We start from the raw sequence: 17,254 nt of genomic DNA on the forward strand, positions 1-17,254 counted from the left end.
CCCGCCGCGCCCGGGACGCCGTCCACGGAGGCGGCCGCCCGTGCGCGAGCTATGGACGAGGTCCCGCCGCGGTGCCAAGCTCGAAGGACCGCGGGCGTCGCCGAGACCGCCGCGGCGGCCTCCCCACCCCCGTGACCACCGCTGCTCCGCGCGCGGTCGCCCTCCCCCGCACCGCGCCATCGACCGGGAGGCACGCACCATGGGCGACAAGGCACACGCACACCCCGGAGCCGCCGGAGGAGCACCGGCGGCCGGCCATCCCTCCGCCGTACGGAACGTGGTGCTGGTCGGCCCCAGCGGATCGGGCAAGACCACTCTGGTCGAGGCTCTGGCCCTGACGGCGGGGGCGCTGAACCGGGCCGGCCGGGTCGAGGACGGGGCGACCGTCTCCGACTACGACGAGATCGAGCAGCGCCGACGGCGTTCCGTCCAGCTCTCGCTGGTCCCGGTGGCCTGGGACGGGTACAAGATCAATCTGCTGGACACCCCCGGCTACGCGGACTTCGTCGGGGAGCTGCGGGCCGGTCTGCGCGCGGCGGACGCGGCCCTCTTCGTCGTCTCGGCGGCCCAGGAGGCCCAGTCCGTGGCGGCGACCACCCGGGCCGCCTGGGAGGAGTGCGCGCTCGTCGGCATGCCGCGCGCGATCGTCGTCACCCATCTGGACACCGCCCGCACCTCCTTCGACGCCATGACCCGCATCTGCGCCGAGAACTTCGGGGGCGAGGACCCCGACGCCGTACTGCCGCTGTACCTGCCCGTGACAGGTCCCGAGGCGGCCGACGGGCACGCCCCGCTGACCGGGCTCACCGGGCTGCTGAGCCGGCGGATCCTGGACTACTCCTCCGGCGGACGCGCCGAGCTGCCGCCCGCACCCGACCAGGAGGAACCACTGCGTCAGGCCCGCGAGCGGCTGATCGAGGGAATCATCGCCGAGAGCGAGGACGAGTCCCTGATGGACCGCTACCTGGACGGCGAGGACATCGACGTCGCGACCCTGATCGCCGATCTGGAACGCGCCGTCGCCCGGGGCTCCTTCCACCCCGTCCTCACGGCCGCCCCCGCGGCCGAGGGCGCCCGCCAGGGCATCGGCACCGTCGAACTGCTGGAGCTGATCACCCGCGGCTTCCCGACCCCGCTGGAGCGCACCCCGCCCGTCGTCACCACCCCCTCGGGCAAGCCCCGGCCCGCGCCGGTCTGCGACCCCGACGGCCCGCTGGTCGCCGAGGTCGTCAAGACGTCCTCCGACCCCTACGTGGGCCGCGTCTCGCTGGTCCGCGTCTTCTCCGGGACCCTGCGCCCCGACGACTCCGTGCACCTGTGCGGCCACGGCCTGGACGCCACGGGGCACGCCCCGCGCCCCTGCCACGAGGCGGAGATCCGGGTCGGGGCGCTCACCTCTCCGTTCGGCCGCAGGCAGAACGCGCTGGACCGGTGCGTCGCGGGCGATCTGGCGTGCGTGGCCCGGCTCGGCGAGGCGGAGACCGGCGACACGCTCTCCCCGGCCGGCGACCCGGTCCTCATCGAGCCCTGGTCGACACCGGACCCGTTGCTCCCGCTGGCCGTACGGGCACACGGCAAGGCGGACGAGGACAAGCTGTCGCAGGGCCTGGCCCGGCTGGTCGCCGAGGACCCCACGCTGCGCCTCGAACAGAACCCGGAGACCGGCCAGGTCGTCCTGTGGTGCCTGGGCGAGGCCCACCAGGAGGTGGCCCTGGAGCGGCTGCGCAGCCGTTACGGCGTCCAGGTCGACGCGGAACCGCACCGGGTGCCGCTGCGCGAGACGTTCGCGGGCCGGGCCGCCGGGCGCGGACGACACGTCAAACAGTCGGGCGGACACGGCCAGTTCGCGATCTGCGAGATCGAGGTGGAGCCGCTGCCGCCGGGCTCCGGCATCGAGTTCGTCGACAAGGTCGTCGGCGGTTCGGTGCCGCGCCAGTTCATCCCCTCGGTGGAGAAGGGCATCCGGGCCCAGGCCGCCAAGGGGCTGTCCGCCGGGCACCCGCTGGTCGACGTACGGGTCACGCTGCTGGACGGAAAGGCGCACTCGGTGGACTCCTCGGACGCCGCGTTCCAGACCGCCGGGGCGCTGGCGCTGCGCGAGGCCGCCGCCGAATCCCGCATCCAGCTCCTGGAGCCGGTGTGCGAGGTGAGCGTCCTGATCCCCGACGACTACGTGGGCCCGGTGATGAGCGACCTGTCGGGGCGGCGCGGCCGGGTCGTGGGCACCGAACAGGACGCGGGCGGGCGCACCCTCGTACGGGCGGAGGTGCCGGAGATCGAGGTCGGCCGGTACGCGGTGGACCTGCGCTCCCTGTCGCACGGCACCGGCCGCTTCGACCGCGCCTACGCCCGGCACGAACCGATGCCTCCGCAGATCGCCGACCGGGTCCGCGCGGAGCGGGCGGACGGGTCCCCCGTCTGACCGGCGCCCCGGTCGGCGACGGCCGCACCGGCGCCGGCCCTGGGGTCGCACCCGGCGCGTGACCGGCGCACTGTCGCACACGCCACCCGTGTCCACGCCGGTGACCGCCGGTGGAGTGATCCGGACGATACGCTGTGGGCGCAGCTCAGAAGGTATGCCGCGTACGGTAGTTGGGCACACCGCAGGAGCAGACGTGCGGCGAGTGGGGGCGACAAGGTGGCCAACGACGGATTCGACTTCTCACCCGGGGCCCAGGTCCCGATCCAGGGCTCGGGCAGCGAGACCGTGGCGACCAATGCCCTGGCCTCGGCGGCGTATCGGGACAGCCCGGTGGAGACGATCCTCGACGCCAACAGCGAGTGGCACAAATCCGAAGTGAAGCCGGGCTCCTCCAAACTCTTCAAGTCCGACTACTTCAAGCCGAATCTCGGCGAGGCGTTCGCCCGCGCCGTCCAGGAGCGCATGCTCGGCGGCGCCCGCAAGGCGCTCATCCAGTCCTTCGGCACGGACCCGCAGACCGTGGTGGAGCACTGCCTGTCGGCGAACAACCTGCGCAAGGCCCGCGACACCCGGCTCACCCTGGTGACCGTGGTGTTCGGCGTGCTGTTCCTGCCCGGCATGCTGGCCTGGGTGATCGCCTTCCGGATCCGGGACGCGCTCAACAAGTCCGAGGACACCGCGTTCCGCGCGGTCGGCACGGTGCTGCTGGCCGCCTTCGGGATCGGCGCCCTGGTCCTGATGATCCGGCTCCCCCTGGACGGACTGCTCGCGCTCTACATCCGGGGCGCGATCATCGCCCCGGTGATCGGCTGGCTGCTCGCCAAACGGATCGCGGAGACCTCGGCGAAGGACCTGCGGGCCCGCTGGGAGGGCCTTCTCTCCGGCAGCGGGGTGATCGCGAAGATCCCCGAGGCGGTGCCGAAGAACCCCAACGAGACCGCGCGCGAGGCCCTGCGCCAGGGCCTGGAGAAGCTGTCGGCCGAGCAGCAGTCGAACGCCGTCTTCTACGCAGGACCCAAGGGCGTCCTGGGGATGGGCACCCGCTGGGGCAGCTGGCAACTGGCCGAGGAGCTGGTCCCCAAGGACCCGACGAAGGAGATCCACCAGTTCCGCAGCTGGGACCTGATCCGGATCATCCACGACCAGCTGAAGATGCTGGAGCGCGGACCGCTGAACACCGGCGGCTTCCCCAAGCCGTCCGTGAAGCACTGGATCGTCTCGCCCATCGGCGAGAACGCCGACGCCGTCACCCGCCCCGAGGGCGAGGACGTCGCCACCTTCCAGGTGAAACCGCACGAGATACAGCGGATCTGCAACCACCAGCAGTTCGGCAGCGGCGACCGGCACTACCTGGGCGTCCAGTTCACCCTGTGGGACGGCCAGCTGGTGATCACCATGATGATCACCGTCACCGTCCTCCACGAGACCCTGCGCATCGAGGTCACCGGCCACGCACTCGGCCCGGTGCACGGCCTGTTCCTCACCAAGCCGGCGGCGAAGACGAAGACGGTCAACAAGACCGTCCGCTTCTGGGAGACCCGGGACGTCCAACTGGCCCTGGTGGACGCCAAGGAGGTCGTCCGGCTCGCCCTGCGGGCCCCCCTCACCTGGTATCCGCCGCTGCTCGACTACCTGGGCGGAAAGATCGTGCTGCCCGAGCCGTTCGGCCTGCGCCACGCGTGGGCGGCGAAGCCCTGGAACCACCGCTTCATGGCGGACGACGCGATGCGAGCCGCCACCCCGGTCCTGCGGGCGGTCCACTCGGCGGCGATGCGCGTCCTTGAGGAGAACGGCGTCGACACCGAGCGCTTCGACAGCCGCTCGATGGTACTGAGCGGCCTCGTCCAGGACCCGGCCCCGCGCAAGGCCGACGTCTACGAAGCGTAGGCGCGCGTACGCCGGAGGGCCCCGCCTCGGCGGGGCCCTCCGGCGTACGACGTACTACCGGACGGCGGCGGGCCAGACCTCGGCCAGCATGGCCCGGGTGTCGCCCAGCAGCTGGGGCAGCACCTTGGTGTGGCCGATGACCGGCATGAAGTTGGTGTCCCCACCCCAGCGCGGCACCAGGTGCTGGTGCAGGTGGGCGGCGATCCCCGCGCCGGCCACGGAGCCCTGGTTCATGCCGATGTTGAAGCCGTGCGCCCCGGAGGCGGCGCGCAGCGCGACCATCGCCCGCTTGGTGAAGTCCGCGAGCTCCAAGGTCTCCGGACCGTCCAGCTCGGTGTAGTCGGCGACATGCCGGAAGGGCACGACCATGAGGTGGCCGCCGTTGTACGGATACAGGTTCAGCACCGCGTAGACGTGCTCGCCACGGGCCACGACGAGCCCGTCCTCGTCGGATTTCGCCGGGATCGAGCAGAACGGACAGCCGTCCTCGGCGCCCGGGCCGCTCGGCTTGTTCTCACCCTGGATGTACGCCATCCGATGGGGCGTCCACAGGCGCTGGAATGCGTCGGGCGTCCCCACGCCGATCTGCTGCTCCGGCTCACTCGTCATGCCGATCAGCATATTGCGTCACCCCGGCGGAGCGTGTCGCCGGGGCCGGACCGCTCGGCCGCCCACGATGCTGAGGCGATGAGCGACCGAACCGCCCACGCCGCACCCGCCCGGCTCACCCGCTGGGAGCAGCGCACGGAAGTGCCGCTCTTCCTCGCGGGGCTGCTCTTCCTGGCGGGGTACGCGGTCCGGGTGCTGACCCCGCACGACGCCGGGCCCTGGAACGACATCGCGCTGATCCTCGTCTGGTCGACCTGGCTGCTCTTCCTCGTCGACTACGCGACCCGGCTGCACCTCAGCGGCCTGGGCGCGCGCTTCGTTCCCGTGCGCTGGCTCGACACCCTGGTCCTGCTGCTGCCCCTGCTGCGCCCATTGCGGATGGTCCAGGTGTACCTGGCGGTACAGCGCCGCCGGGACCGGCCCAGGCTGAACCTCTACGCGCGCGTGATGGCGTACGCGGGTCTGACCGCCGTGCTGCTCGGCTTCGCCGCCTCGCTCGCCGTCTACCACCTGGAGCGCACGGCCCCCGGCGCGTCCATCCGCACCTTCGGTGACTCGGTGTGGTGGGCGTGCGCGACGCTCACGACGGTCGGTTACGGGGACGCCGCACCGGTCACGTTCTGGGGGCGGGTGGTCGCCGCGGGACTGATGGCCGGCGGTCTCGCGCTGCTGGGGGCGGTGACGGGGTCGTTCTCGTCGTGGCTGATCCAGGTGTTCACCAGGGAGGACGAGAAACGGCCCCCGGAGCGCGGGTAGCGCTCCGGGGGCCGTTCCCGCCGTACGGATCAGACCTGTACGCGGTCCTCGACGGCCTTCGCGATCTTGGCGATGGCCTCGTCGACCGGGATGCCGTTCTCCTGCGAACCGTCGCGGTAGCGGAAGGAGACGGCACCATTGGCCATGTCCTCGTCACCAGCGATGATCATGAAGGGGACCTTGCTCTTCTGCTGGTTGCGGATCTTCTTCTGCATCCGGTCCGAGGACGCGTCCACGTCCACCCGCAGCCCCTGCTTGCGCGCCTTGGCGGCGAACTCCTGGAGATACGGGATGTGGGCGTCGCCGATCGGGATGCCGACGGCCTGGACGGGGGCGAGCCAGACCGGGAACGCGCCCGCGTAGTGCTCCAGGAGCACGGCGAAGAAGCGCTCGATGGAGCCGAACAGGGCACGGTGGATCATCACCGGACGCTGCTTGGAGCCGTCCGGGCCGGTGTACTCCAGGTCGAACCGCTCCGGCAGGTTGAAGTCGAGCTGCACGGTCGACATCTGCCAGGTGCGGCCGATGGCGTCCTTGCACTGCACGGAGATCTTCGGGCCGTAGAACGCGGCGCCGCCCGGGTCCGGGACCAGGGGCAGGCCCTGCTTCTCGGCGACCTGCCGGAGCGTCTCGGTGGCCTCTTCCCAGGTCTCGTCGGAGCCGACGTACTTCTCCGGGTCCTTGGTGGACAGCTCCAGGTAGAAGTCGGTCAGACCGTAGTCGCGGAGCAGGTTCAGCACGAAGGTGAGCGTGCGGTCCAGCTCCTGGGCCATCTGCTCCTTGGTGCAGTAGATGTGCGCGTCGTCCTGCGTGAAGCCGCGCGAGCGGGTCAGGCCGTGCACGACGCCCGACTTCTCGTACCGGTACACCGTCCCGAACTCGAAGAGGCGCAGCGGCAGTTCGCGGTAGGAGCGGCCGCGCGCGTCGAAGATCAGGTTGTGCATCGGGCAGTTCATCGGCTTGAGGTAGTAGTCCACCCCGTCGTCGAGCTGCATGGGCGGGTACATGCCGTCGGCGTACCAGTCCAGGTGGCCGGACTTCTCGAAGAGCTTGCCCTTGGTGGCGTGCGGCGAGTAGACGAACTCGTAGCCCTCCTCCTCGTGCCGGCGGCGCGAGTAGTCCTCCATGGCCCGGCGGATGACGCCGCCCTTGGGGTGGAAGACGGCGAGGCCGGGGCCGATCTCGTCGGGGAAGGAGAAGAGGTCCAGCTCGTTGCCGAGCTTGCGGTGGTCGCGCTTGGCGGCCTCCTCCAGGAACTCCAGGTGCGCCTTCAGCTCGTCCTTGGTGGGCCAGGCGGTGCCGTAGATGCGCTGGAGCATCGGGTTCTTCTCGCTGCCGCGCCAGTACGCCGCGGCGTTGCGCATCAGCTTGAACGCCGGGATGAACCGGGTGGTGGGCAGGTGCGGACCCCGGCAGAGGTCCTTCCAGCACAGCTCGCCGGTCTTGGCGTCGAGGTTGTCGTAGATGGTCAGCTCGCCGCCGCCCACCTCGACGTCCGCGCCGTCGTCCGAGGAGGCGGAACCCTTGATGCCGATGAGCTCCAGCTTGTACGGCTCGTTCGCGAGCTCCTCGCGGGCGTCCTCGTCGGAGACCACGCGGCGGGAGAACTTCTGGCCCCGCTTCTGGATCTCCTGCATCTTCTTCTCGATGGCCTTGAGGTCCTCGGGCGTGAACGGCTTCTCGACGTCGAAGTCGTAGTAGAAGCCGTCCTTGACCGGCGGGCCGATGCCGAGCTTGGCCTCGGGGAAGAGCTCCTGCACGGCCTGGGCCATGACGTGCGCGGTGGAGTGGCGCAGGATGTTGAGGCCGTCCTCGGAGGAGATCTCCACGGGCTCGACGCTCTCGCCGTCCTGGAGGACGTACGCGAGGTCCTTCAGCTCGCCGCCGATGCGCGCGGCGACGACGGTGCGCTGACCGGGGAAGAGCTCACCGGCGGTCGTGCCCGTCGTCACCACGTGCTCTTCCCGCTCGGAATCGCGTTGGATGATCACACGGACGTCTGACACCGGTCTCTCCTGACTGAGGGGGATGCCTGCCTTCGTACGGCCAAGCAAGAGGAATCGTACCGAGCCCTCAGCCCCCGATGCGAACGCGTTCCGGGCCGCCCTCCGCCTCCTCCCCCGCGCACGCCTCCTCGAAGAAGTCGACGTTCTCCTGGAGCGCCTTCATCAGCCGGTCCCGCTCCGCCTCGTCGACCTGGACGGGTGCGACCTGCGAGGCCCCGGTGAGCCGCCGGAAGCCGCCCCGGTTCTCCAGCCGCCCCTCCACCCGCAGCGGCAGCCCCACGAGGTGGGCGTGGCCCGCGATGCGGTAGGCCTCCTCGTCCAGCTCCACGCGGACGTGCGCGACCTCGGCCCCGGCCAGCACCCGCAGCCGTACGATCCCGGCGCCGCGCGGCCCGGAGCGGCGGAGCCGGACCACCGCACCGGTCAGGCGGACCTGCACGGCGGGTTCGTCGCGGAGGTAGCGGGCTCCGGCGGCGCGCAGGGCGGGCAGGTCGCCCGGGGAGAACTCGACGGGGGCGGGGCGGGCCGGGCAGCCGTCCGGGGTACCTGCGGCGGGCGCCCACCGCAGATCGATCCGGGCCCCTTCCGAGCCGCGTACCAGGGTGATCAGCGCCTCGGTCAGCTCCCGGCCGACACCTGCGGCGATCGCGCTGTCGAAGGCCTCCATGCCGCCGGTGGCCCGCTGGTAGTCCACGGCCTCCCGGGCGGCGTGCAGGGCGTGGCAGAGCCGGACGGCGACGGCGCGCCCGGAGGCGACGGGGACGTACGCGGTGAGGCTGCGGCTGTCGGCGCCGGGCCCGATCAGGGCGTCGTCGAGGGCGGCCCGGGCCTTTCGGCGGTGCCGGGCGCCGTGGTAGCCGGCCCGGCCGCGGGCCGCGAGGGCTCCGGCCATGAGGACCTGCCGGGCGGCCGACCGCAGCTCCTCGGCTTCGGTCCAGCCCGCGGCCCCGGCCGCCCCGGCCGCCGATTCGGGGACCTCGCGCCACCAGCGGATCTCGTCGCTGGGCACGGCGAGGGAGACGAGGACGTCGCGGGCGGAGGGGTCGGCGCTGCGGCCGAGGGCGAGGAGAGCCTCCTCGATCAGCTCGGCGCTGTCGGGGAAGGCCGCGCTCTCGGGCACCAGCAGGCTGGTGGCGCCGGCGGCGGATCCGGGCGGGGTCCAGCGGCCGTAGCGTCCCGGTGCTCCGCCGCGCCGCTGCCAGCCGTGCCGGCGCAGGAGGGCCCCGAGGACGGCGGGGTCGGGCAGCTCGGTGCCCGACCCGGTGAGCGGCGGGGGCCAGGCGCGGGCGGTGGGGTGCGAGCGGGCGGCGGGCAGTCCCGCCGCGCCCGTGGGCTCGTCCATCGACCGGTGCATCAGGGTCTCCCTCCGGCCCCGACCCGGGCCATGATGTCGCAGAGTGCGCGGTCGTCGAAGATCCGCGAGGTCGGAATGCGCACGGTGGTCCGGTACCGGCCCGTCACCGCGTGGCCGGCCAGGTTGGTCCAGTAGCAGCAGTGGCGCAGGTCGAGGCCGCCGGGCCCGGCGCGCAGCCAGTCGTCCTGGCTGCGGGGCACGATCATCACGACCAGGATCTTGTGCACCGTCACCGGTGAGCGGGCGAGCTTGACGAGGTGGGCGTTGTCGAGGGTGAAGGAGAACGCCCCTCCCGCCGGGTGCGGCGGTATCTGGTAGGTGCACTTGAGCTGCACCTTGATGGTCACTTCGTCGTCGACGGTGTGGGTCGGGGCGCCGTGGCTGACGTGCCAGTCGATGCCGTTGTCGGGGAAGGGCTGGGACAGGGAGCATCCGGCCGCCGCCGCGACGGCGTGCAGATAGCCCACCTGGAGGGTCTCCATGCAGGCGGTGGTGGCGAGGGAGCCGCGCAGCGGCGCGCCCGGCTGATGCGGCGGCCGGGGCCCGAAGGGCTCGGCTCGGGCGGTTCCCCCGGGGTCGGGCTGCGCGAGCGCCATGGCTCCGTGTGCCTTCCGGGCGTGCCGATCGCCGGCAGGCAGCCTGCCGGCGGGTGTGGTGGGACGGGACGGACCGACGGACGTCGATGGCAACTCCCCGACGCCTCACTTGTGTTGTCACCGCATCAGACCGCCCGCAAACGGCGTATCAGGCAAACAGCCCGGGTATCACCGATATCGGGCAGAGGAATCACTCCATCTGCCGTGCGGGTGCGAGGAGTTCGGGGATGATGCACTGGTTCGAAGGGCCGCTGGCCGCTTTTGACACGGAGACGACAGGCGTGGACGTCGAGCGGGACCGGATCGTTTCGGCCGCTCTCGTCGCGCAGGACACCGCGGGCGGCCGCGTCCGCGTGACCCGCTGGCTGGTCAATCCGGGGGTTCCGGTCCCTCCCGGGGCGACCGAGGTCCACGGGCTGACCGACGACCACCTTCAGCGCAACGGGCGTTGGCCCGCCCCGGTGATGGACGAGATAGCCCGGGCGCTGGCGGAGAGCTGTGCGACCGGCCGGCCGCTGGTCGTGATGAACGCTCCCTTCGATCTGACGCTGCTGGACCGGGAGTTGAAGCGGCACCGGGCGTCGTCGCTGGCGCGGTATCTCGACGGGGTGTCGATGCGGGTGGTGGACCCGCGGGTGCTGGACAAGCATCTGGACCGCTACCGCAAGGGCCGCCGGACGCTCACGGACCTGTGCGCGAGTTACGAGGTGGTGCTCGACGGGGCCCACGACGCGGCGGCGGACGCAACGGCCTCACTGGAGCTGGTGCGGGCGGTGTGCCGGCGCTTCTCGACCCGGCTGGAGCGGCTGTCGCCGTCGGAGCTGCACACCTTGCAGGCGACCTGGCACGCGGCCCAGGCGCGGGGCCTGGAGGCGTGGTTCGCGAAGAGCGGGACGCCGGAGGCGGTGGACCCGTCGTGGCCGCTGCGCCCGGAGCTGCCCGCGGCGGCGTGAGGGGTTCGAGGGTCCGGACATGCGAAAGCCGGTCCGCGTGATTTTTGCGGACCGGCTTTCCCCGGTGGGCGATACTGGGTTCGAACCAGTGACCTCTTCGGTGTGAACGAAGCGCTCTCCCACTGAGCTAATCGCCCGGGAACGGGTTGAACCATACAGGGCTCGGCACTCTTCGTTCAAACCGCTTCCGGCCGGGCTCTACTCAGGGCGTCCCCGGCCGGTAAGTGAGTATCCGAGCGCATGTACGGGCCGGGCGGCCGGGGTCACACTCCCGTACATGGAACATGTGCCCCCGCCCGCCGAGGAACTGGCCCGCCTCGACCGTGAACTGGCCGAGCTGGACGCCCGCCGGGCCCAGCTGCTGACCCGGCGCGCCTGGCTGCTCGCCGCGCTGCGGCCGCCCGCGCCGAAGGCGGCCCCGGGCTGGAACCCGTCGGCCTGGGGCGCGCCCGCTCCCGGCCGCCCGGGGGCTCCGGCACAGCCGTGGGGTTACGTCCCCCCGAAGCAGGCGTCCGCGCCGCGCAGCGCGCAGAACGTCCTGCTGACGCTGGGCGGTCTGCTGCTGACGGTCGCGGCCATCGCGTTCACGCTGGTGAGCTGGGGCTCGATGGGGATCGGCGGCCGGTCGGCGGTGCTGGCCGCGGTCACCATCGGGGCGCTGGCCGCCCCGGCGGTGCTGCTGCGGCGGGGGCTGACGGCCACCGCCGAGGCGCTGGCCGCCCTGGCCCTGGTGCTGACGCTGCTGGACGCCTACGCGGTCCATGCCGTGGCGGCCCCGGACACGGACGGGCTCGGTTTCACGGCGGTCGCGGCCGCGGTGCTGGCGGCGCTGTGGACGGCGTACGGGCTGGCGCTGGGCAGGCTTCACCTTCCGCTGCCCGCCGCCGTGGTCCTCGTCCAGTGGCCGCTGCTGTTCGGGGCGTGGGCCGCGGGCGCGCCGGCGCTGGTGGTCGGGTGGGCGCTGCTGGCCACGGCGGTGCTGGACGGGGCGATCGCACTGTGGGGCAAGGGCACCGGGGCGCGGGTCACGGCGTGCGTCGGCGGATCGGTGATGGCGTTCTCGGCGCTGCTGGTGGGTCTGACGCTGTCCGTGACGGCCTCCGGGCCGCTCGGGGCTCTGGCGCCCGGCGCCCTGCTGCTGACGGCCGCCGCGGCGGCCCTCGCGGGGGCGTGGCGCGCGCCGAGGGGGTTCGCGCGGACGGGCGGTGTGGTGGCGGGTCTCGCGGCGGTGGCCGCGGTGGGCGGCGTACCGGCGGCGGCGGTGCCGGAGGAGTGGGGGGTGCTCGCGTACCTGGCGGCCGGCCTCGCGCTGACGGCGGTCGTACGGACCCCGCTGCCGAGGAACGCGGCGCTCGGGGTGCTGGTGGCGTCGGCGGCGGTGGTGGCCGGAGCCGTGGCGGGAACGGTGCCGGGGGTCGCGGCGGTGCTGCTGGGCCCGGTGTCACTGCTGTCGGACGTGTGGGCGGGTTCGCCGGAGGGCTTCCGCGCCGCACTGGGCTCGACGCTGCCGTGGACGGGCCTGGCCGCGGCCCCGGTGGTGCTCGCGGTGTCGGCCGGTCTGCTGGGCTCGGCGTACCGCTGGTGGCCGTCGCTGACCCGGATCGCCGCGCCGCTGATCGCACGGGAGACGCCGGGGACGGCCGGTGCCCCAGGGACGGCCGGTGCCCCGGAGACGGCCGGTGCGCCGGGGACGGCCGAGACAGCACACGGAGCGCCCTGGTACGCCGGCGGCCGGGCCGGAGCGCCCTGGTACGCCAGTGGGGCGCCCGCTGCCCGCAGGCGGCCGTCCGGGGCTGCCCTGCGCGGGGCCGCCGGGGCGGGGGCCGTGGTGCTGGCCTGGGGTGCCCTGTTGCTGGCCGGGGCCGTGCTGGATGTGCCCTACGCGGTCGCGGTGGCCGGGGAGACGGCCTTGGTGGCCGGTCTGCTCGCCCTGGCCGTACGCGGCACGGGGAGCGGCCGGGAGGGTGCGGCGGCGGTTCCGGTGACCGCGCTGGTGGCGGCGTCGGCCGGGGCGGTGAGCGCCGGGCTGCTGTCGCTGGCGTCCGAGGGGGCCTCCTACGCGGTGTTCGGCGCGCTGGCGGCGCTGTTCGGCGGGGCGGCGGTCCGGGCGGGGGCCGGGGTGCCGCGTGCGGTGTTCGCGGTCGCCGCCACGGTCGGGGGCACCGTGCTCACGGGGTTGGCGGGCCGGTCCCTGGGGCTCGCCCCGCACGAGGCCGCGCCGCTGATGCTCCTGGTGCCCGCGCTGACGGTGCTGTCCGGGGCCCGGCTGCGGCGGAACCCGGTGGCGTTGCCGGTGGAGCTGACGGGCGCGCTGGGTGCGCTGATCGCGGTGGCTCTGGCGGTGCCGGACGCGCCGTTCCTGGCGCTGGTGCTGGCTCTGTGCGGGGTGCTGGCGGCAGGCGCGGCGGTGCGGCCGGAGCGGCGGCCGGTGGCGGGCTACCTGGCGGCGGCGCTGTTCGTGCTGGCCGCCTGGGTGCGGCTGGCGGCCTCGGAGGTGACGTTCCCGGAGGCGTACACGCTGCCGGTGACCGTGCCCGCGCTGGTGGTCGGGTTCCTTCGGCGGCGGAAGGACCCGGAGGCGTCGTCGTGGACAGCGTACGGTCCGGGGCTCGCGGTGACGCTGCTGCCGAGCCTGGCGGCGGCCTGGACCGATCCGGACTGGCAGCGGCCGCTGCTGCTGGGGGTGGCGGCGCTGGTGATCACGTTGCTGGGGGCGCGGTACCGCCTCCAGGCGCTGCTGCTGCTCGGCGGGGCGGTGCTCGCGCTGGACGGGCTGCACGAGCTGGCGCCGTACGTGGTGCAGGTGGCCGGGGCGCTCCCCCGCTGGCTGCCGCCGGCCCTGGCCGGACTGCTGTTGCTGGTGGTGGGGGCGACGTACGAACAGCGGCTGCGCGACGCCCGTCGGCTGAAGGACGCGCTGGGGCGGATGCGGTGAGCCGCGCCGGTCCGGGGGCGCGCTGTACGCGGCGGTTCCCGGACCGGTGAGGAGGCGGGCAACGCAGAGGGCCCGGGAGACGGAATCCGTCTCCCGGGCCCTCTGCCCGGGTGGGCGATACTGGGTTCGAACCAGTGACCTCTTCGGTGTGAACGAAGCGCTCTCCCACTGAGCTAATCGCCCGGGCGCACCGCAAACATTACCCCATGTCAGCGGTGCTCCTGGACCGTCCCCGGGTTACTCGCTGATCTTCCACGGCATGGTGATCCCGAACTTCCAGACGTAGACCCCGACCAGCACCGCCACGATCACGAGCCCCACCGTGGTGAGGATGATGTTGCGCCGCCGGACCTTGGGATCCAGGGCCCGCTGCGCCGCCTCGGTGACCTTGCGCTTGGTCCAGCGCAGCACCAGCTGGGCCCAGACGAACTCGGTCGCCCAGATCGCCATGCCGGCGAAGATCACCAGCCAGCCGGGGCCGGGCAGCACCAGCATGAGCACGCCCGCGACCACGACGCCGAGGCCGACGATGAAGACGCCGACCTGCCAGCTCAGATGGAGCGCCTTCGACGCCTTGATGAAGCCGGGCGCCCGCGAGCCCAGCGCGCGTTCCTCCCGGTCCGTTCCCCCCGTGGCGGATGCCGGGGGCGTCTGCTCGACGACCCTGTTCCGCTCGTCACTCTCCGCGTTCATGAACCCAACTTACCCGACCCGCCGCGGTCACACTTGTGTCACTGGAATGGGCGCATAACTCAAAGTTACACACCGCTGAGCGAGGGACCCGAAGCATCACAAATGGGTCAGAGGGGTTTACAACGCCACCGTAGGTGGCATGTCGATTTCGCCGACGTGCGAATCCCCGAGCGCACACTGAGCGAAAGGCCCTGGCGCTTATGAACACCACGGTCAGCTGCGAGCTGCACCTGCGCCTCGTTGTGTCGAGCGAGTCCTCACTGCCTGTACCCGCGGGCCTGCGGTATGACACGGCCGATCCCTATGCCGTGCACGCCACCTTCCACACCGGAGCGGAGGAGACGGTCGAATGGGTATTCGCCCGCGACCTCCTTGCCGAGGGGCTGCACAGGCCCACCGGCACCGGAGACGTCCGCGTCTGGCCATCTCGTAGTCACGGTCAAGGCGTCGTATGCATCGCCCTGAGCTCCCCGGAGGGAGAAGCTCTGCTCGAAGCTCCGGCGCGGGCCCTGGAGTCGTTCCTGAAGAGGACCGACGCCGCGGTTCCGCCCGGCACCGAGCATCGTCACTTCGATCTCGATACGGAGCTCTCCCACATCCTGGCCGAGAGCTGAGCCAGGCAGAGAGCCGCTCGACGCCGTCCGACTCGGGGCGACGGCGTCGTGCTGACAACCGCATAGGGCAGACACCGGCGCCGTCGCCGCGGAATCCACCGCGACGACGGCGCCGGTGCGTGCGCCCCCTCTCGCTCCCCCACCCCCGGCCGCCGGAGGGGCACGTTCCGCTCCCGGGCGGGGCCGCACCGGCCCCGGCCGGGACGGGCCGAGCCAGTAGAGTCAGCCGCCATCGGCAGGCGCCCGCCCGCCGAAGGCCAGGGAGCGAAGCGTGCTGATCCCCCACGACACCCGGATCGCCCTCGACACGGTGGTCGATCTGATGAACACCGCGCCGGAGAGCCAGCCGCCGCCGGACGGGACCGGGGACGGGCCCGAGGACGGGCTCGCCGACATCGCCGCGCTGTACGACTTCGCGGAGCGACATCTCATCAGCGGTGTCGGCACGCTCGGCGAGAAGGACCTGACCGCCGTGCGCGACGTACGGGCCCGCTTCGCCGAGGTCTTCGCGGCGCCCGACCCCCGGACCGCGGCCGATCTGGTCAACCGGCTCGTCGCCGCCGCCGGGACCACCCCGCAGCTCACCGACCACGACGGCTACGACTGGCACGTGCACTACTTCGCGCCGGACGCCTCGATCGCCGACCACCTCGCGGCCGACTGCGGCATGGCGCTGGCCTTCATCATCGTGGCGGGCGAGCAGGAGCGACTGCGGCGCTGCGAGGCCCCGGACTGCGGGCACGCGTTCGTCGACCTGTCGCGCAACCGCTCCCGCCGCTACTGCTCCAGCCGTACGTGCGGGAACCGGCTCCACGTCGCGGCATACCGGGCCCGGCGCAGGGAAGCCGCGGGGTGACGCCGCCCGCGGCGTCACCCCGCGCGGCGGCGCGGCGCGTCACAGCATGAAGAGGTCGTGCAGGGCGGCCATCAGTAACAGCACCCCGATGACCGTCAGGAAGATCATCAGGGGCGGCTGGGAGAGCGCGAAGAGACAGCCGCGGGGCTCTTCGGCGGGGGGTGCGGGGGCTTCGCCCCGGGAAATGTCCACCATCTCGGGGTGATCATGACGCACCGACGGTCGGGTTGGCGATCAACCAGCGGCATTCCGACGGGAGTTCACCGTCCCGTGGCCATCGAAAATCGCTCCGGCGTACGGGTCGCCGTCAGACATTCGGAACCGGGCGGCCCCGGACGCCCGGGGGCTCAGATGCCGTGCTTCTTGAGGATGGCCTCGATGTCGCTGAAGTCGTCGCCGGACGCGGCGGCCTCCTGCTTCCTCTTCGGCTTCGACTGCGGCTTCGCCGCCGTCACCGCGGGCCCGGTCCCGCCGCCCGCGCCGAGCGAGGGGGCCGAGGCGCCCGGGGCGAGGGCCTCGTTGCGCCCGGCGGCCCGCGCGGCCTTGCGTTCCGCGCGGGTGGTGCCGCTGCGGCGCTCGATGGCGCGAGTGGTCATGAACAGCAGCCAGGAGAGGCCGAGCACCCCGAAGCCGAGCCAGACACTCGGCTTGAAGGCGATCCCGGCGAGCCACTCGACGACCCCGGTCAGCACGAGCCCGACCGGGACGAGGGAGTAGGCGGCGATCCTCGTCGCCGTGAGGAACCGCTTGCGGTACGCGGTCACGGCGGCGATGCCCAGGCCGGCCGCCGACACCGCGGAACAGATGGTCTCGGCAAGCATCACGGCCTCCAGGCGCAGGGGGTACGTCCCTTCCATCCTGCACCGGCGAGCGGCGTCGCGGCCACGGTGGCGGCCCACCTCAGGGACATTTCAGGGCCGGGCTCCTCCCCAGGGGGTGGGGCCCGATGCCGATTGGGTCGCGTCCGCCCGGCCTGGAAGACTGGGCATATGAGCGATTCCACCTCTGCGGCACCGGTCGTCCTCGATCTCTGGTGCGACCTCGAATGCCCCGACTGCCACCGAGCCCTCGACGACGTCCGCGCCCTGCGCGCCCGGTACGGGGACCGCGTCGAGATGCGGCTGCGGCACTTCCCGCTGGAGAAGCACAAGCACGCGTTCGCCGCGGCCCAGGCCGCCGAGGAGGCCGTCGAGCAGGGCCAGGGCTGGCCGTACATCGAGGCCCTGCTGGCCCGGACCGACGAGCTCGGCCGCACGGGCGATCCGGTCCTCCTCGACGTGGCCCGCGAACTGGGCCTGGACACCGAGGAGTTCGACACGGCGCTGATCGACGGCCGGCATCTGCTGATCGTCGACGCCGACCACGCGGAGGGCAAGGCGATCGGCGTCACGGGCACGCCCACCTATGTGATCGGCGAGGAGCGACTGGACGGCGGCAAGAGCCAGGAGGGGCTGCGCGAGCGGATCGAGGAGATCATCGACCGGACCCTGGCGGCGCGGGACCGCTAGGTCCGGTCGTCGAACTGCCGTCGCACCGCAGACGGCAGTTCGAGTTCGACGACAGGGCCTGGGGC

At 72.7% G+C, this 17,254-nt stretch carries 15 protein-coding genes and 2 tRNA genes; 8 read left to right on the top strand and 9 right to left on the bottom strand.

The genetic code is table 11. From position 1 onward, the window contains the following. The first annotated feature begins 199 nt into the window (after positions 1-199). The gene (locus tag IE145_RS13365; protein ID WP_189521176.1) at positions 200-2,422 is read left to right on the top strand and encodes an elongation factor G-like protein EF-G2; all 2,223 of its coding nucleotides are present in this window, start codon (positions 200-202) and stop codon (positions 2,420-2,422) included. A 216-nt stretch (positions 2,423-2,638) separates the two neighbouring features. Then, the gene (locus IE145_RS13370) at positions 2,639-4,309 is read left to right on the top strand and encodes an AbeC-like domain-containing protein (protein WP_189521178.1); all 1,671 of its coding nucleotides are present in this window, start codon (positions 2,639-2,641) and stop codon (positions 4,307-4,309) included. Between the two features lie 54 nt (positions 4,310-4,363). Here IE145_RS13370 and IE145_RS13375 read toward each other — a convergent pair whose 3' ends face one another. Continuing rightward, complete coding sequence (locus tag IE145_RS13375; protein ID WP_189521180.1) at positions 4,364-4,930, bottom strand: HIT family protein; 567 nt, start codon at positions 4,928-4,930, stop codon at positions 4,364-4,366. Positions 4,931-4,996: 66 nt separating this feature from the next. Between IE145_RS13375 and IE145_RS13380 the strand changes: the two genes are divergently transcribed. Further along, on the top strand, positions 4,997-5,674 hold the full coding sequence (locus IE145_RS13380; protein WP_189521182.1) for a potassium channel family protein: 678 nt from the start codon (positions 4,997-4,999) through the stop codon (positions 5,672-5,674). 29 nt (positions 5,675-5,703) lie between these two features. Here the strand turns inward: IE145_RS13380 and thrS are convergent, their stop codons facing one another. The 3 genes from thrS to IE145_RS13395 form a co-directional block, all read right to left on the bottom strand. Then, entirely contained in the window at positions 5,704-7,680 is a 1,977-nt protein-coding gene (thrS, locus tag IE145_RS13385) for a threonine--tRNA ligase (RefSeq protein WP_189521184.1), read from the bottom strand. A 67-nt stretch (positions 7,681-7,747) separates the two neighbouring features. Next, complete coding sequence (locus tag IE145_RS13390) at positions 7,748-9,034, bottom strand: hypothetical protein (RefSeq protein WP_189521186.1); 1,287 nt, start codon at positions 9,032-9,034, stop codon at positions 7,748-7,750. Continuing rightward, positions 9,034-9,630 (bottom strand): DUF4365 domain-containing protein, encoded by a 597-nt coding sequence (locus IE145_RS13395; RefSeq protein ID WP_189521188.1) that lies wholly within the window; start codon positions 9,628-9,630, stop codon positions 9,034-9,036. Before IE145_RS13395 ends, IE145_RS13390 begins: the two co-directional genes overlap by 1 nt. Positions 9,631-9,857: 227 nt before the next feature. On the opposite strand from IE145_RS13395, the gene IE145_RS13400 reads away from it, so the two are divergent. Continuing rightward, the gene (locus IE145_RS13400; protein ID WP_189521189.1) at positions 9,858-10,583 is read left to right on the top strand and encodes a 3'-5' exonuclease; all 726 of its coding nucleotides are present in this window, start codon (positions 9,858-9,860) and stop codon (positions 10,581-10,583) included. 65 nt (positions 10,584-10,648) lie between these two features. On the opposite strand, the gene IE145_RS13405 is transcribed toward IE145_RS13400, so the two are convergent. Further along, positions 10,649-10,720 (bottom strand) — tRNA-Val (locus IE145_RS13405). Between the two features lie 140 nt (positions 10,721-10,860). Here IE145_RS13405 and IE145_RS13410 point away from each other — a divergent pair. Further along, complete coding sequence (locus tag IE145_RS13410) at positions 10,861-13,518, top strand: SCO7613 C-terminal domain-containing membrane protein (protein WP_189521191.1); 2,658 nt, start codon at positions 10,861-10,863, stop codon at positions 13,516-13,518. 111 nt (positions 13,519-13,629) lie between these two features. On the opposite strand, the gene IE145_RS13415 is transcribed toward IE145_RS13410, so the two are convergent. Both IE145_RS13415 and IE145_RS13420 read right to left on the bottom strand, forming a co-directional pair. Further along, positions 13,630-13,701: transfer RNA gene (locus IE145_RS13415), tRNA-Val, on the bottom strand. Positions 13,702-13,755: 54 nt separating this feature from the next. Continuing rightward, a complete protein-coding gene (locus IE145_RS13420) occupies positions 13,756-14,211 on the bottom strand; it encodes a TIGR02611 family protein (RefSeq protein ID WP_189521193.1) in 456 nt (151 codons plus the stop codon). 200 nt (positions 14,212-14,411) lie between these two features. On the opposite strand from IE145_RS13420, the gene IE145_RS13425 reads away from it, so the two are divergent. Together IE145_RS13425 and IE145_RS13430 are read left to right on the top strand one after the other, a co-directional pair. Further along, positions 14,412-14,825: an SsgA family sporulation/cell division regulator gene (locus tag IE145_RS13425; protein ID WP_003959770.1), complete on the top strand. Its 414-nt coding sequence runs from the start codon at positions 14,412-14,414 to the stop codon at positions 14,823-14,825. 271 nt (positions 14,826-15,096) lie between these two features. After that, positions 15,097-15,681 (top strand): CGNR zinc finger domain-containing protein, encoded by a 585-nt coding sequence (locus tag IE145_RS13430; protein WP_189521196.1) that lies wholly within the window; start codon positions 15,097-15,099, stop codon positions 15,679-15,681. Between the two features lie 39 nt (positions 15,682-15,720). On the opposite strand, the gene IE145_RS13435 is transcribed toward IE145_RS13430, so the two are convergent. Together IE145_RS13435 and IE145_RS13440 are read right to left on the bottom strand one after the other, a co-directional pair. Continuing rightward, a complete protein-coding gene (locus IE145_RS13435) occupies positions 15,721-15,876 on the bottom strand; it encodes a hypothetical protein (RefSeq protein ID WP_189521198.1) in 156 nt (51 codons plus the stop codon). Positions 15,877-16,028: 152 nt separating this feature from the next. After that, positions 16,029-16,502: a hypothetical protein gene (locus tag IE145_RS13440; protein ID WP_189521200.1), complete on the bottom strand. Its 474-nt coding sequence runs from the start codon at positions 16,500-16,502 to the stop codon at positions 16,029-16,031. Positions 16,503-16,670: 168 nt separating this feature from the next. Between IE145_RS13440 and IE145_RS13445 the strand changes: the two genes are divergently transcribed. Beyond that, positions 16,671-17,189, top strand: coding sequence for a DsbA family protein (locus IE145_RS13445; RefSeq protein WP_189521207.1), 519 nt, complete (start codon positions 16,671-16,673; stop codon positions 17,187-17,189). Positions 17,190-17,254 lie beyond the last annotated feature (65 nt).

This window comes from Streptomyces sindenensis (assembly GCF_014649035.1).
GTDB lineage: Bacteria > Actinomycetota > Actinomycetes > Streptomycetales > Streptomycetaceae > Streptomyces > Streptomyces sindenensis.

Coding starts and splice junctions, on each gene's coding strand:
- IE145_RS13400 (WP_189521189.1), top strand. CDS start 9,858: ATGATGCACTGGTTCGAAGGGCCGCTGGCCGCTTTTGACACGGAGACG.
- IE145_RS13365 (WP_189521176.1), top strand. CDS start 200: ATGGGCGACAAGGCACACGCACACCCCGGAGCCGCCGGAGGAGCACCG.
- IE145_RS13395 (WP_189521188.1), bottom strand. CDS start 9,630: ATGGCGCTCGCGCAGCCCGACCCCGGGGGAACCGCCCGAGCCGAGCCC.
- IE145_RS13425 (WP_003959770.1), top strand. CDS start 14,412: ATGAACACCACGGTCAGCTGCGAGCTGCACCTGCGCCTCGTTGTGTCG.
- IE145_RS13435 (WP_189521198.1), bottom strand. CDS start 15,876: ATGGTGGACATTTCCCGGGGCGAAGCCCCCGCACCCCCCGCCGAAGAG.
- IE145_RS13440 (WP_189521200.1), bottom strand. CDS start 16,502: ATGCTTGCCGAGACCATCTGTTCCGCGGTGTCGGCGGCCGGCCTGGGC.
- IE145_RS13380 (WP_189521182.1), top strand. CDS start 4,997: ATGAGCGACCGAACCGCCCACGCCGCACCCGCCCGGCTCACCCGCTGG.
- IE145_RS13445 (WP_189521207.1), top strand. CDS start 16,671: ATGAGCGATTCCACCTCTGCGGCACCGGTCGTCCTCGATCTCTGGTGC.
- IE145_RS13375 (WP_189521180.1), bottom strand. CDS start 4,930: ATGCTGATCGGCATGACGAGTGAGCCGGAGCAGCAGATCGGCGTGGGG.
- IE145_RS13410 (WP_189521191.1), top strand. CDS start 10,861: ATGGAACATGTGCCCCCGCCCGCCGAGGAACTGGCCCGCCTCGACCGT.
- IE145_RS13390 (WP_189521186.1), bottom strand. CDS start 9,034: ATGCACCGGTCGATGGACGAGCCCACGGGCGCGGCGGGACTGCCCGCC.
- IE145_RS13420 (WP_189521193.1), bottom strand. CDS start 14,211: ATGAACGCGGAGAGTGACGAGCGGAACAGGGTCGTCGAGCAGACGCCC.